Annotated in this window: 14 protein-coding genes; 3 read left to right on the plus strand and 11 right to left on the minus strand. The window is 60.1% G+C overall.

Features of this window, described 5'->3' with window-relative positions:
- Positions 1–6 precede the first annotated feature (6 nt).
- From ABIB48_RS06140 to truB, 4 genes are read right to left on the minus strand one after another with little or no spacing between them, the layout of a single operon-like run.
- Positions 7–1,251, minus strand: a complete 1,245-nt coding sequence (locus ABIB48_RS06140) for a GNAT family N-acetyltransferase (protein ID WP_354212448.1) — start codon at positions 1,249–1,251, stop codon at positions 7–9.
- Complete coding sequence (locus ABIB48_RS06145) at positions 1,248–1,691, minus strand: hypothetical protein (protein ID WP_354212449.1); 444 nt, start codon at positions 1,689–1,691, stop codon at positions 1,248–1,250. Before ABIB48_RS06145 ends, ABIB48_RS06140 begins: the two co-directional genes overlap by 4 nt.
- Complete coding sequence (locus ABIB48_RS06150) at positions 1,688–2,092, minus strand: hypothetical protein (RefSeq protein ID WP_110104369.1); 405 nt, start codon at positions 2,090–2,092, stop codon at positions 1,688–1,690. The genes ABIB48_RS06145 and ABIB48_RS06150 overlap by 4 nt, the downstream gene beginning before the upstream one ends.
- On the minus strand, positions 2,089–3,066 hold the full coding sequence (gene truB / locus ABIB48_RS06155; RefSeq protein ID WP_110104370.1) for a tRNA pseudouridine(55) synthase TruB: 978 nt from the start codon (positions 3,064–3,066) through the stop codon (positions 2,089–2,091). Before truB ends, ABIB48_RS06150 begins: the two co-directional genes overlap by 4 nt.
- 133 nt (positions 3,067–3,199) lie before the next feature.
- On the opposite strand from truB, the gene ABIB48_RS06160 reads away from it, so the two are divergent.
- On the plus strand, positions 3,200–3,973 hold the full coding sequence (locus ABIB48_RS06160) for a hypothetical protein (protein ID WP_110104371.1): 774 nt from the start codon (positions 3,200–3,202) through the stop codon (positions 3,971–3,973).
- 556 nt (positions 3,974–4,529) lie between these two features.
- Here the strand turns inward: ABIB48_RS06160 and ABIB48_RS06165 are convergent.
- The 6 genes from ABIB48_RS06165 to rimP form a co-directional block, all read right to left on the minus strand.
- Positions 4,530–4,676: a hypothetical protein gene (locus ABIB48_RS06165; protein WP_354212450.1), complete on the minus strand. Its 147-nt coding sequence runs from the start codon at positions 4,674–4,676 to the stop codon at positions 4,530–4,532.
- A gap of 154 nt (positions 4,677–4,830) precedes the next feature.
- Positions 4,831–5,265, minus strand: a complete 435-nt coding sequence (rbfA, locus tag ABIB48_RS06170) for a 30S ribosome-binding factor RbfA (protein WP_110104373.1) — start codon at positions 5,263–5,265, stop codon at positions 4,831–4,833.
- Between the two features lie 104 nt (positions 5,266–5,369).
- Complete coding sequence (infB, locus tag ABIB48_RS06175) at positions 5,370–8,306, minus strand: translation initiation factor IF-2 (protein ID WP_110104374.1); 2,937 nt, start codon at positions 8,304–8,306, stop codon at positions 5,370–5,372.
- 191 nt (positions 8,307–8,497) lie between these two features.
- Complete coding sequence (locus tag ABIB48_RS06180) at positions 8,498–8,764, minus strand: YlxR family protein (protein WP_354212563.1); 267 nt, start codon at positions 8,762–8,764, stop codon at positions 8,498–8,500.
- Between the two features lie 139 nt (positions 8,765–8,903).
- Complete coding sequence (gene nusA, locus ABIB48_RS06185) at positions 8,904–9,875, minus strand: transcription termination factor NusA (RefSeq protein ID WP_110104376.1); 972 nt, start codon at positions 9,873–9,875, stop codon at positions 8,904–8,906.
- Between the two features lie 2 nt (positions 9,876–9,877).
- Entirely contained in the window at positions 9,878–10,507 is a 630-nt protein-coding gene (gene rimP / locus ABIB48_RS06190) for a ribosome maturation factor RimP (protein WP_245931986.1), read from the minus strand.
- 170 nt (positions 10,508–10,677) lie between these two features.
- On the opposite strand from rimP, the gene ABIB48_RS06195 reads away from it, so the two are divergent.
- Complete coding sequence (locus tag ABIB48_RS06195; protein WP_354212451.1) at positions 10,678–12,426, plus strand: DUF4439 domain-containing protein; 1,749 nt, start codon at positions 10,678–10,680, stop codon at positions 12,424–12,426.
- Positions 12,427–12,715: 289 nt separating this feature from the next.
- Positions 12,716–13,702: an aminoglycoside phosphotransferase family protein gene (locus ABIB48_RS06200; RefSeq protein ID WP_315914828.1), complete on the plus strand. Its 987-nt coding sequence runs from the start codon at positions 12,716–12,718 to the stop codon at positions 13,700–13,702.
- 14 nt (positions 13,703–13,716) lie between these two features.
- On the opposite strand, the gene ABIB48_RS06205 is transcribed toward ABIB48_RS06200, so the two are convergent.
- The gene (locus ABIB48_RS06205) at positions 13,717–14,517 is read right to left on the minus strand and encodes a sulfite exporter TauE/SafE family protein (RefSeq protein WP_315914723.1); all 801 of its coding nucleotides are present in this window, start codon (positions 14,515–14,517) and stop codon (positions 13,717–13,719) included.
- Positions 14,518–14,578: the final 61 nt, after the last annotated feature.

Consider the following 14,578-nt stretch of genomic DNA (forward strand, 5'->3'; position numbering starts at 1 on the left):
CCAAGATTACCTGTTGATTGCGTCCGGGCCGGTCCATGGCTCTTGCGGTGAACGCTCATCAGCTGCGGCCAGTGAGAGCACCCACCTATCCTTGGGGGTTCCGCGATCGCAGTAGTCCCCACGGATTTGCCCGTCAAAGTGGAAGCCGAGCTTCCAGGCAAGCTTCCGGCTGGCCCAGTTAGGGGCCAGCACATGCCAATGCAGATAAGCGAGGTTGAGTTGATCAAAGGCGTAGTCCAACAAGAGCGCAACGGCAGCCTGTGCGGCGCCAGTGCCGCGGGCATGCGGGCCAAAGTTAATGCCGACGGAGGCAACCCCCGGGACCTTGCATTGTAAATCCACCACGCCTAACAGCGCATCGCTCACAGGGTCCACGGCGGCAAAGGTGAGAGTTTCCCCGCTCTGCCACCCCTCCGGGACCAGCGTATTGATGAAATGCTCGGCGTCCGCCATGGAATACTCCAGAGGCACGGTAGTCCAGCGGACAGCCTCGGCATCCCGGCAGTTTTCCACCAGTTGCGGCGCATCAGCCATGGTCAAGGGCCGCAACAATATGGTTCCGGCGCCAAGAATCGGCGCTGCAGCAACCCTGCCCAGCAGTTCAGGCAGCTCGGGCAACTCGGGCTCAAGCGTGGCGGGTTCCTCAGGAGCAGGCGCAGCATCGTTTTGGAATTGTTCGCGGCCTTGGTAGAACAGCTCGCCATCGGCCACCCTCCCGGCGAGACGCCCGTACCCGGGAATGCGGGCGGCGTGAACAAAGCCGGTGCGCCGGGCTAGTTCACTACTGGCCTCGTTCCCAGAGGTGGTGCGCCAGTGCAGAATTTCCAGACCCAAATTTCCAAAGGCAAAGCCACACAGTAGCGTGATGGCCCGGGGTGCACAGCCGGTACCACGTCCACTGGGGAGCATTTTGATGCCCACACTGGCTGATCCGCCTCCGGCGGTTGAGAAAACTTCTTGCAGGCTGAGGGTACCCACGAGAGTGTCAACGCCGTCGAGTTTCTCCGTGATAGCAAAGCGCAGATAGTGCCCTGTTTCCCACCCGGAATCAATGGACTCGGTGATCATCAAGGCAGCTTGGCGCACACTCATATCAGCCTGCGAACCCGTCCATGTGACGTTCAGGGGGTCCCGGTTGAGCGCTGCGAAGGCCACGGCATCATCCACTCTCAGACGACGCAGCGTGGTCCTCCCATCACCCAGGACAGGATTGACTGGCAGGACAGGATGGGTGGGCGCCGGTTCGCTCACTTCTCGTCGCGGTGGCGGTACAGCCAGATCAGTCCAATGATCGGCAGCAGGAGCGGAATGTACCCATAACCCTTACCGAACATGCTCCACACGGTAGCGTGCGGGAACGCGGCCGGACCAAACACGCTCAGCGCACCCACCACCAGTACGCCCACAAGTTCCACGCAGATGGCCGCACTGGCCACCTTGGCCCAACCAGCACCGGGCTTGGCCAAGGCCACCGTGGCCACAATGTACACCACGGCGGCAAAGGCGGAGAGTAGGTAGGCCACGGGCGCATCAGCAAACGCGGTGGCAATCTGGAACCCGGCACGGGCCGTGGCGGAGATGGCGAACACTGCGTAAACAGTGATGAGTAGCCGCCCAGCCCCCGAGGTGCGTCCGTGCGGGGTGCTGTCGGTGGAGGAGTCGCCGGTATTCGCTGTGTTGCTGGTTTTCATAATCCAATTCCTGGTTGCAATGCTGAGACGGGCGTTGCCATGCCGTACCAAATTTGTGCCATGCGGGCCAGCATGACAACCACTGTGATGCCCACGGCGCTCATAACGTAGTTGGACCAATGGGTGCGTTCCATCATGGCCCAATAGAAACCGGCCACCGGAAGCATGGCCGCGGTAAACATATAGCCCCAGAATTCCCACGCCTCACCGGCCAGTGATTCGGCGCCGAGGAGGCGCACACCTGAGGCAATGGCATAGACCACAATGAAAAGTTCCACGGCGGCTAAAGACAGCAGAGTGACATCGTTGGGCTTTTTCTTCATAATCGCCGCAACAAGGCAGACAACAGTTGAAGCTATTCCCACCACCATGCCGGCAATGATCCAGCCATCAAGGGTCATTTGCCCGGCTCCGGGTCCGTCGCTGCCGCTGGGGCAGGTGCTGGCGGGTCTGGTGGGAAGACCAGAACAGGCTTGGCGTATTTACCGGCGTCGGATAACAAGGCCACCAAGGTTCCGTCAGGGGCGAAGGCGGCTGCCGGTGCGGCCACGGTGTGGTTTCCGTGGGAGCTGGCGAGGATGCGCCGGCCAAAGGATAATTCAATGGCTTCTTCAGCAGTGAGTTCACGGACGGCCATGAGGGCCCGGGCGGCGTCGGCAATGTCCAGGATCTGCAGATCCTCTGCCAACTCTTCTAGCGTACGTGCCTGCTCCAAGCTGTACGGCCCCACGGCGCTGCGTCGAAGCGCTGTTAAGTGGCCGCCCACTCCCAGCCCATTGCCCAGATCCCGGGCCAGCGCCCTGATGTAGGTTCCTGAGGAACAGCTAACGGTAACATCCACGTCAACCCAGCTGACGCTGCGCGGCTCGTGCGTAATGTCCAGGCCGGGCGCATCTGTGGTGCCGCGGCGGATGTCCAGGATTCTAAATTCGTGGATGGTGACAGGGCGGGCAGCCAGCTTGACGTCTTCGCCAGCGCGTACCCGGGCGTAGGCACGCTCTCCATTGACCTTGATGGCACTGACGCTACTGGGAACCTGTTCAATGGGCCCTCGCAACGCCGCAATACCCGCCTCGATTGCTTGCTCTGTGACGTCTTGGGCGGAGGTGGTGTGAGTAACCTCACCTTCGGCATCGTCGGTCACGGTGGCAACGCCCAGGCGGATGGTGGCCTCATAGGTTTTGGAGGTCCCAACAATGTACGTCAGCAAGCGGGTGGCCTTATTGACGCCAACCACCAAAACTCCCGTAGCCATAGGGTCTAAGGTGCCCGCATGCCCGACTTTCCGGGTCCCTGCGAGCCTTCGCATCCGGCCAACCACATCGTGGCTGGTCCATCCCTGCGGTTTGTCTACAATTACCAGTCCAGAAAGCACGCTTTGAAGTATATCGGTTCTACTCCCCCATGGTGAGTTGTCCCCATCGCGCGTGCCATGTCACAGTGGCTAGGCTCGTTCTATTACTAAAGATGCGTTACTAAAGATGCGTAAACCCTTCAGACGGAGAATCATGGCCAAGCAAATGTCCAGCATGTACAAACGTTCAATAACAACCTTGGGTTTGGGCGCTGCTTTGATGATGGGCATGACCGGTTGCATGGGAGGGACCAAGGACGTTCCCACGCCGATCCCCATGCAGAAAAGTGCCACCGCACAGTCCACGGAGAGCGCAGCGGATGGTTCAGACTCAGATCGGGGCAGTTCGGAAGTGGAGCCATCAGCCACCAAGGAAGCCTCCGCTCCGGCGGCTGCTAACGGCAAGCTGACTCCTGCCGGGACCAATTTGAAGATTGGTGACGTGGCAAAGACGCACAGCAACAGCGGTGAACAGGGTACTGATAAGTACAAGGAAGCGACCTTCGACACCACTGTCACCAAGATTGTTGCTGGCGACCCGGCGGATCTGGCCAAGCTAGAAGATTCAGCCAAGTTTGCCGGTCAAACTCCGTACTACGTGTTCTACGAGTCAACGTTGACATCACTTTCCAAGCCGACCGCGGGCATGTCCGACGCTTACTTGGACGGTCACCTCAAGGATGGTTCCAAAGCCCAGAAACTAATCGTTTTCGGCACGTTGGGCAATTGCAAGTCCGGTTCCTTCAAGACAGAGGGCGACGGCGATGCTTTCAGCTATGTTGTGGGGTCCACCAAAACCAGCTGCAGTGTCTTTTTGGCTCCCGGTGGCGACGCTGTAACGGCAGCCAGCTACTCTGATTCTTCCTTCAACTATGAGAACTACTCGGACAACCCGTACCGCGACAAGCCCGTCATCTGGGGCAAATAGCAACTAGTTTCAAACAGCGGGTACCTCCCTGGCGGGGGTGCCCGTTGTTGTTTAACGCTTGTGAGGATTTGTACTAGCCTCTTTTAGTTCCTGCCCATGTCAGAGCACGGGGCTTAGGATTGCCTAACTCAGGCGCGGTCCCCAGTGATCCCCTGAGCTACGCCAAATGATGGTTCTGGGGGCAAGATCCTATTCGCCCGAGAAGGCAGGCATGTTGGAACCCGCTGACTTTCACGCTCACTGCTTTTCCAGGGAAACCAACTTTTGCGATTATTCCCCGTCCTTCAGCACAGGAGATTTGTCAGGGAAAAAATATGAGGTGAAGAATTGTGGCCATCACAGCCGCATGCGTCTGTGCCCTGACCATGACCGGTGGGCCTGCTCTGGCTCCTCACGGCCACCATCAACCCTCACCCGTTCGGAAGGTTGCCTCCCAAGGGTGCGGGAACAGTGTCCAGCTTGCCGACTTGAGCTTCTTTGAAGTCAACCACAACCCTGACGGGAAAACCGTTTACGGTGTGCGGGATGCCAGGGCCGCTTGCCTGGCGCAGGCACCCTATCTAGAGCAGTTGGGTGAGGCGTACTCCCGGCCGAAGTCATCACCATTGACGCCAGCGTGATTGCCGTGGACAGCATCAACACTGCGTACGTATCCCAAGTGATGGGAAACGGTGTCAGCGTCATCAGTAACGAAAAAGCTCACTACCATCATCCCCGCCATGATGGCCTGCGCTAATTTCTTCTACACAAATTCCTCACGTCCGCCACTTAACGCAGTACGACGGCGGCCGGTCCCCTCAAAAGGTGACCGGCCGCCGTCGTGCTTGAATCAAAGGATCCAACTAAGGAGAACGGGACTAGGCGTCTTCGTCTTCCTCAGGCTTCTTGTACGGATCCGCTTCACCAGCGAACTGCGCATTAGCGGAGATTTGCGCCAACGCAGCATCACGCTCTTTGGCTACCCGAAGAAGGGCTTCCAAGTTGGAGGCGTTCTCCGGGATCTTATCGGCAATGAATTCGAGGGTGGGTGTCAGGCGCACCGTGATGTTCTTACCAACTTCGGCACGCAGCACGCCCTTGGCACGCTCCAAACCAATTTTGGCCTCGGAACTGGCAGTCTCGTCACCAAAAACCGTGTAGTAAATGGTTGCGTGCTGCAGGTCGTTGGTGACGCGTGCATCGGTGACAGTGATGCCCTCGACGCGCGGATCCTTGACCTTGGAGCGAAGGCCCTCGGCCACCACAACCTTGATACGCTGCGCCAGCTTGGACGCGCGGGCTGAATCAGCCATGATGCTCTCCTTCATGATGGAAAAACTGTCGACGGTCACTGACCATCGTAGGGAATACAAAACCGGCTGGGCGCCCTCAGGGACGCCCAGCCGGTTATGCAACGTTATACGCGGGGCTTCTCGCGCATTTCGAACGTCTGGATGATGTCCTCGGCCTGCAGATCGTTGAACGATCCCAAACCAATACCACACTCGAAGTCGGTACGGACTTCGGTTGCGTCATCCTTGAAGCGCTTGAGCGAGTCAACGGTGAGGTTATCACCAATGATTTTGCCGTCACGGAGTACGCGTGCCTTCGTGTTACGGCGGATGATGCCGCTGCGTACGATCGAGCCTGCGATGTTCCCGTGCTTGGAGGAGCGGAATACTTCACGGATTTCCGCGGTACCCAGTTCAACTTCCTCGTACTCGGGCTTGAGCATGCCCTTGAGAGCGAGCTCAATGTCATCGATGGCCCCGTAGATGACCGAGTAGAAGCGCATGTCCACGCCTTCACGGTCAGCCAGTTCGGCAACACGCTCTGCCGGCTTGACGTTGAAGCCGATGATGATCGCGTTATCCACTGTTGCCAGGTTGACGTCATTTTGCGTAATGGCACCCACACCGCGGTGGATGACGCGCAGCGCAACGCTGTCACCGACATCGATCTTGAGCAACGAATCTTCCAGGGCTTCAACAGCACCGGAAACGTCACCCTTGAGGATGAGGTTAAGGTTGGCAACCTTGCCATCAGCAACGGCCTGATCGAAGTCTTCCAGGCTGACGCGCTTGCGACGCTTGGCCAGTGCCGCGTTACGGTCTGCTGCTTCACGCTTTTCAGCGATCTGACGGGCCGTACGCTCGTCCCCTGTAACGAAGAAGGTATCGCCGGCGCGGGGAACGTTGGACAGACCCAGTACCTGAACCGGACGTGACGGGCCGGCCTCGGAGATGGTATCGCCATTCTCGTCAAACATGGCACGAACACGGCCGTGTGCGGTGCCGGCAACAATGATGTCACCGACGTGCAAGGTACCGGACTGGACCAGGACAGTAGCCACGGAACCGCGGCCCTTGTCCAGGTTCGCTTCGATGGCGATGCCTCGGGCATCCTTGTTCGGGTTGGCGCGCATGTCCAGGGCAGCATCTGCGGTCAACAGGACGGCTTCAAGAAGCTCGTCAATGTTGATCCCGTTGCGTGCTGAGACGTCAACGAACATGGTGTCGCCACCGTATTCTTCCGGAACCAGGCCGTACTCGGTCAGCTGGCCACGGATCTTCTCCGGGTTGGCTGAGTCCTTGTCGATCTTGTTCACGGCTACCACGATCGGCACGTTAGCGGCCTGTGCGTGGTTGAGCGCTTCAATTGTCTGAGGCATGACGCCGTCGTCAGCTGCAACCACCAAGATGGCGATGTCAGTGACCTTGGCACCACGGGCACGCATGGCGGTGAACGCCTCATGTCCGGGGGTGTCAATGAAGGTGATCTTGCGTTCATTACCTTCGTGCTCGTGGACAACCTGGTAAGCACCGATGTGCTGGGTGATGCCACCGTGCTCGTCGGCAACAACGTCAGATTTGCGAATGGCATCCAGCAGACGGGTCTTACCGTGATCAACGTGACCCATGACGGTGACAACGGGAGGACGAACCTCGAGATCGTCGTCGCCTTCAGCTTCAAGCTCAGCTTCGAAGTCAATGTCGAAGCTGCTCAGCAGTTCGCGCTCTTCATCCTCGGGGGACACAACCTGAACCTTGTAGCCCAGCTCGGTACCCAACAGTGCGAAGGTGTCTTCATCCAGTGACTGCGTAGCGGTAGCCATTTCACCAAGGTGGAACAGAACCGTTACAAGTGCGGCCGGGTTGGCCTCAATCTTGTCAGCGAAGTCGGTGATGGAGGAACCGCGGCGCAAACGCACCACTGTTTCCCCATTACCGCGGGGTACGCTGACGCCGCCGAGTGAAGGAGCACTCATCTGCTCCAGCTCTTGGCGCTTGGCACGCTTGGACTTGCGCTGCTTGCCTCGGCCTGCGCCGCCCTTACCGAAGGCGCCCTGGGTGCCGCCGCGACCGCGACCGCCCTTACCAAAGCCACCACCGGCGGGAGCTCCGCCCGGAGCTGCACCCGGCGTTGCGCCGGGAGCACCTGGACGGCCACGTCCCGGAGCACCGGGACGGTCGTTGCCGCGGCCGGGCGCAGCAGGGCGCTCGGTGCGGTTAGGCATCATGCCAGGTGTGGGACGGGGACCACCCGGACGCGGAGCGCCCGGACGGGGACCACCGGCGCCCGGAGCACCTGCCGGACGCGGAGCGCCCGGACGGGGTGCGCCAGCCGGCGGACGGGGCCCACCTGGGCGGGGACCTGCGGCACCAGCTTCGGCGCTGCGAGGTGCACCCGGACGGGGCATGCCCTGTGAGGGTGCGAACGGGTTGTTGCCGGGACGGGAAGCACCCGCACCAGCAGGGCGCGGTGCACCCGAACCAGCGGGGCGGGGTGCGCGGCTATCGCCACCACGGTTATCCGGGCGTTCGTTGCGTGCACCGGAGCGGGGCATGCCCTGGGAGGTGGCAAACGGGTTGTTGCCGGGGCGCGGGGCTCCCGGGGTTGCTGCCTTGGCGGCCGGTGCCGCAGGGGCAGCCGGAGCTGCGGGGGCAGCAGGAGCCGGGGCGGATGCAGCGGGAGCGGCCGGAGCTGCTTCAGCAGGCGCAGCCGGAGCGGTTTCCTTGGCGCCGGGCTTGGGACCCGGAGCCGCCTTGGGACCCGGAACAGCCTTCGGGCCAGGAACAGCGGGCGCAGCCGAGGGAGCCGCAGCGGCTGCCTTCGGTGCTACTGCTTCCTTGGCAGCTGCAGGCGCAACGCCAGCAGGGGCTGCTGCAGCGGGCGCAGCGTCGGCAGGCTTGGCTGCAGACGGGAATGCGTCGCGAAGTTTCCTCACGACGGGGGCCTCAATGGTGGAGGAAGCTGAGCGAACAAATTCGCCCATTTCCTGAAGCTTACTTACTGCTTCCTTCGAGGTGATGCCGAGCTCTTTTGCAAGCTCGTGTACGCGGGCCTTGGCCACATTTCTCCTGTCTCGGCCCGCACCGGACAGGTACGAACCGCTTAATTCTTACTGCGCCGTTCCATGTCGGAACGGGCGGCGTGAGAGCATATGAAATTGCTCATTTTTGGGCACTCATCGCTGGGTACTCATCGGGTTTCCATCGGTTTTCTGACCCGCTTTCACAAAAGGGACAATTGGTTCGTATGTACTTACTCTGCCGAAAGTGGCAAATTCTTTTGTGCGAACACTTCGACGTCGGACAGTTTTGTAACCCCCGGAAGGGCCCTGCCAACGGCGCGGCGTTTGATCGCTAGTTTCCAACAGTCAAGGTTGGGGTGCAGCCATGCTCCCCGCCCCGGCATGCGACGTGCAACATCAACCAACGCTTCCGTTTCACCAGAAGCACTGGTAGATCTGACCAAACGCACCAGCTGGATCCGGTCTGACGTTCCCCGGCACCCAATACACGTCCGCACAGCATTCTTGGCCTCAGTTGCCTCGCTTTGCGCTGCTACTGCTTTCTTAACCAATTCTGCTGTGCCTTCATGCTCTTTGAGTACCAGGGCCAAATCAGGCCCGGCTCTAGATATTCTACCGCGCAGCGTGACTGCTTACCTAAACCGCTGCGGCATCAGAGACAATGTCAATGCGCCATCCGGTCAGCTTGGCAGCAAGGCGCGCGTTCTGCCCTTCCTTACCAATAGCCAAAGACAGCTGATAATCAGGGACAACAACCCGCGCCGAGCGCGCAGCCTCATCAACGATCGTGACAGAAATCACCTTCGAAGGGGAGAGTGAATTGGCGATGAAAGTGGCCGGATCCTCGTTGAAATCAACAATGTCGATCTTTTCGTCGTGGAGCTCGGTCATGACTGCACGCACGCGCGAACCCATTTCACCAATGCACGAACCCTTGGCGTTGACGCCAGCCTTGTTGGCCTGCACGGCAATCTTGGTTCGGTGGCCAGCTTCACGGGCCAAGGCGACGATTTCTACCGTACCGTCGGCAATCTCAGGAACTTCCATTTCGAAGAGCTTGCGCACCAGGCCCGGGTGTGAACGGGACAAGGTGATGGCCGGACCCTTGGTTCCGCGGTGCACCTCAACGACGAAGGTGCGGATGCGGTTTCCGTGGCGGTAGTCTTCGCCGGGAACCTGCTCGTTCGGAGGAAGCACACCTTCAACAGCACCCAGATCGATCTGGATCATGTTGGGGTTGTTACCCTGCTGGATCTGGCCGGCAACAAGCTCACCCTCCTTGCCACGGTATTCACCCACAACGTTGTCATCTTCTGCATCGCGCAAGCGCTGCAGAATGACCTGGCGTGCGGTGCTGGCAGCGATACGGCCAAAGCCCTTGGGGGTATCTTCGAATTCACCAACAGCCGCACCATCGTCGTCGAGCTCTGCAGCCCAAATGGTGACATGCCCGCTCTTGCGGTCAATCTCGGCGCGGGCCATCTCGTGGCAGCCCGGTGACTTGTGGTAGGCCATCAAGAGCGCCTGTTCAATGGTGGGGATCAGTAGATCCAGGGGAATTTCCCTTTGGCGCTCCAGTTCCCGCAGCGCACTCATATCTATGTCCATAGTCAGCTTCCCTCTCCATCGACAGCGTTGCCGCCGGTCGGTTCAAATTCCAAGTCCAGCTCAGCCTCATCCAGGCGAGCAAATTCTAGTTCCACAACACCACGGCGAATAACGGAAAACAACAGCTTTTCCGGCTCGCCCTGTTTGGGTTTCATACCCTTTTTCACCGGAAGTTCGGGCTTGAAGAGCACACCTTCCTCATCCACATCCAGAACCCTACCCATGAAGTTCTCCCGGTCGGAGGCGTTGACCTTGACCATGCGGCCCAAGGCACGGCGCCAGTGTCGGGGCTCGGTCAATGGCCGGGTGGCTCCAGGGGAGGAAATTTCCAGATCGAACGGCTTACCGTCGTCATTGGGGTCTGTGTCCATTGCTTCGGAGAGCATCCGTGATACCGCGGAGATGGCGTCCAGGCCCACACCGCCACTTTCGTCTTCGGGCAAATCAACAATTACCGAAACAGTGCGGTGGGTGCCAGCAAAGTGCACCTTGACTTCTTCTAGGAAAAGTCCAGCAGCGGTCACCGTAGGGGTAAGAAACGTGTGGAGCCTTTGCGCTTCAGCTACTGGATCAGTGGCTAAGAGCGAGTTCCCTGAGCGTGCGGCCATTTTTGGCCTATCTGGCTTGGTCATAAAAACGCACGCCTCCCTATTGATGATGTTGTAGGTATATAGACTACCGAGTTTCCACCGCTGCCGCTGAACAGTGGAGGTGTGAGTATGAACGCATTGTGGCAGCGTTGGGCAGCTTCTACCTGCAAAAGTGTGCACTCTACAGGCCAGTCATGAGATGATCAACGGTTGTGACCAACCCCAATCCTTCAGCTGAGCCGAACGCATCTGACCCCGATGCTAAGATCCTCGCCGTCATAAGTCCCGTACGCAAGGCTCCCCGGCGTGCCACGGCTGCTGCCGGCTCCCCTGTTGCGAAGACTTCAGCTGCTCCCGCGATTCTGGTCATTGATGCAAATGGCATGATAGTTCCGCCGTCCGCGGAAGCTGGTACCACCGCCGACCTCGAGGCATCTGCGGTTGCGCCTTCCACCTCCTGCGAGGGCCCCCTGGCCGCCGAAGCGGATACCCCGGATGTAGCCGATCCTGAGCTGGAAGCTGCCACCTCTGAGACGGAAGCTGAGGAGTCTGAGGAAGCCAAAGCCCGCGGTGTTGAGGATGCAGAATCCACCGAGTTGTCTGAATCCGTTGCGGACACCGCCGGGGCTGAAGGGGCCGATGTGGCGGCCCTTGTGGAGGCACCGCTTGAGGTAGCCCAGACTTCTCCGATGTTGTCGCGGCGTGAACGCCGGCTTGCTGAGCAGCAAGCCGAAAATGGCGCCTCCTCGGCTTCACCCGCCGTATCCACGGATGGAGTCTCGGGCACTGAACCGGCTGCAACCGGCGCAACAGCTACGAATGGCACCGCCGGGCCCCATAATCCAGCGGAGCGTGGCGGGAATGCCAGCACACACAAGTCAAAGCCCCGCCCAAAGCGGAACCGTTTCGTCGCGTTGGTGCGTGGACTATGCTTCCTGATAGTTATTTCGGCCCTTGTGGTGAGCCTCGGGACGGTTCTTTCCGGGCCGGACGTTGGTGCAGATGAGTACTCGCACACTCAGGAACAGCGTCAGGCTGCATGGGAAACAACCACCACCTTGCAGATCGGCGCGCTCGGATTGGTTGAGGTGACTAGCACCCCTCAATTGCGCACAATCCTCTCAGATACGGCACAACAGCTGGGCATTCAGGCTGCCGCCTTGAGTGACGGACTGCCCACTGAGACCGCTACCCCAACACCCACGGCTGCTTCTCTGCCAACAGTTACGCAGTTGCGTGAGGAGCTCACGGCCAACGCGGAATCTTTGCTCGCCAGCGCTCTGACGGCAGAAGGGTCCATGGGCCGTGTGTTTGCTTCAGTAGGTACCGGTCAGCTCCTGCAGGCTCGTGAACTGGGCTCTGCGACGGCGGCCACCATGCCGCCGTCGAACGTGCTGCCGGCCAAGGTTGATTTCCCCGTTCCGTCCGGGCCCCAGTGCGCCACCATCCTTGAACCGCGCCCCGGCGCCACCATCGATGCAGCGTTGAGTGCCGCCGCCTTGGGCGAGCAGAAGGCGATCTACGCTTACCAGGTTGCCTCCACCCGATTCGCCGAACCGCAATTTAGCAAATCCACAGCCCTGTTGGACCGGCACCAACAAAAGCTCAACGTCCTCAACGAGGAACTGCGCCTGCGCTGCCTACCACCGGCAGCCCCCGTGGCCGGTTACGCCCTAAATGCCAGCTTTACCGCGATGCCCAAACCGGCCCTCAGCACTCTGGAGGCAGAGCTCAGTGCTCTCTATGCGGATTTGTCGGCGTTCAGCGCAGCAAACCCCGCCTACGCAACAGCCTCACCCGGAGCGGCCGGATCACCCGATGCAACCCAGCAGCCTCCCAAGGGCAGCAACCTCAGAGAGCTTTCGGTGCTGTGGCTGCTCGACTCCACCGAAGCCCAGATATCTTGGGGTGGCACATTGGATGCCTTGCCGGGTATTGAGAGCGCCGCAACCGCCCCCTAGGCAGGGCGGGTACGGCGGGGTAGAGCAGGTAGGGCGGGTCAGGGCAGGTACGGCAGGGGAACCCCTTCGCGAGGATATCCTTTCCTTCGCGATCGGCACCCGGCTCGGTGCCAGCGGACTCGTACTCTGACTCAACGCCCTGTTCTACAGCGCCCTGCCCTGTCCTCCTCTGCTGTGCCCCACCCTGCCCACATCGGCTCGGCCCTGCTGTGAAAGGTGCCCCCCGCACTAAAAGTACGACGACGGTGTTCCCACCCATGTGCCAGCCGATAGGCTCATGACCGTGAGCATGAAGCTAGAGATCCCCGAGCCCCTGCTACGCAGGCACCGCCAGACGCCTGAAGGCAGGGCCTGGCTGGGGCACCTGCCGGGTTTCCTGAATCTGGCCCTGGAACAGTGGCAGCTACTAGTTGATCTGCCTGATGGCGGACTTCCCTGGTATGGCCACACGGCAGTGGTGGTGCCGGTCCGCACCACAGACGGCACCCCGGCCGCGCTGAAAGTCGCCTTCCCCTATGAGGAAGCCTTCTTGGAACCCCTCGCTCTTTCCTTGTGGGGCGGCAAGGGAGCAGCAGCCCTGTGGGCCAGTGACAGCGATATTGGGGCGCTGTTGATTGAGCGTCTTGATCAGAGCCGACCGCTGCTTAAACTGCCCTTGGATGAAGCGATTGCCGTGTGGGGAGAGCTCGTCAAGAAACTATCCCTTCGTCCCGATGCGCGGCCAGAGTGGCACCTGCTCCCCCAGCTTGCCGCCACAGCAGAGCGGTACTGTGATGAACTCCCCGAGCGTTGGAGCATGCTCTCCGAACCTTTTCCGCGCTGGTTGCTTGAGGCAGCCTTGGAAGTCTGCCAAACACGGGGAGCAGTTTCCCGCCGAAGCAGCAATGACGTGCTGATTCACACCGACCTGCATTATTTGAACATCCTGGCCAAACCCGGAAGCGGGCACTATTCGGCGATTGACCCGCAGATCCAGGTCGGTGATGGCGAGTTTTCCGTGGCGCCGTGCCTGTGGAACCGGCTGCAGGATTTGCCCGTTCGGAACGCCGAAGCCGGGCTCCGCCGCCGCGCCCGTGATCTGGCGCAAGCTGCCGGTCTGGATGAAGACTTAGTGGCTGGTTGGAGTGTTGTCCGTGAGGTGGAAAATGCGCTGAGCTATCTGGAAAAGGCCGGTCACAGCGGTGATGCTCAGCGCTCACTTTGGGTGTCCAGCACCATGGCAGGAAAAACCTTGCAAGGCCTGCCAGCCGCGCACGAGCTCATGGAGCTGCACTAGCCCGCGGAGCTGCACTAGCGGTTGAGGAAATTCTCGTTCAACACGTCGTAGCCGAGTTTGATGATGAGCACCGTGACAACTGCCAGGAACACCACGCGGATAAAGGTGCTGCCTTGTTTCACCGCGGTGCGGGCACCCAAGTAGCCTCCAGCCATGTTGGCCATACCCAAAATCAGGCCTACTCCCCACAGCAAGGAGCCATGCGGGAGGAAGAACATGAGGGCCCCGGCGTTGGTTGCAAGGTTCACAATTTTGGCCTTGGCGCTGGCTTCAAGGAAGGCGTAGCCCATCAATCCCACCATGGCGATGACCAGGAATGAGCCGGTTCCAGGCCCGATCAGGCCGTCATAAAAACCAATTAGCCCACCAATGCAACACGCAATAACGTAGTGTTTGCGCCCGGAATGCCGAAGTTCCGTCAGCTCTCCCATGGTGGGTTTGAACACTGTGAACAACAAGACCGCCACCAGGGCCAGAACAATAATGGGTTTAAAGACTGAACCCGGCAGGCTGGCGGCCAGCACCGCACCACCAACGCTTCCCACTAAAGCCACCCCTGCCATGGGCAGTGCCGTGCGCATATCTGGTTTAACACGTTTATAGTACGTCACGGAACTCGTGGCCGTGCCAAAGATGGAGCCCATCTTGTTCGTGGCCAGCGCCTGGATCGGCGTGATTCCGGGGATCATCAGCATGACCGGGAGCTGGATCAGCCCACCGCCACCCACCACGGCATCGATCCAGCCAGCAGCGAAGCCGGCCACGATGACCAAAAGGATCGTGGCCAGCGTAATATTTTCAAAACCGGAAACCATGGGGTCCTATTCCAAGTGCGGCTCGGGACCGCAGCGGTACGGCGGCGGACGCGCGGGAAAG

Source organism: Arthrobacter sp. UYCu511 (assembly GCF_040547105.1).
In the GTDB taxonomy this organism is placed as follows: Bacteria; Actinomycetota; Actinomycetes; order Actinomycetales; family Micrococcaceae; genus Specibacter; species Specibacter psychrochitiniphilus.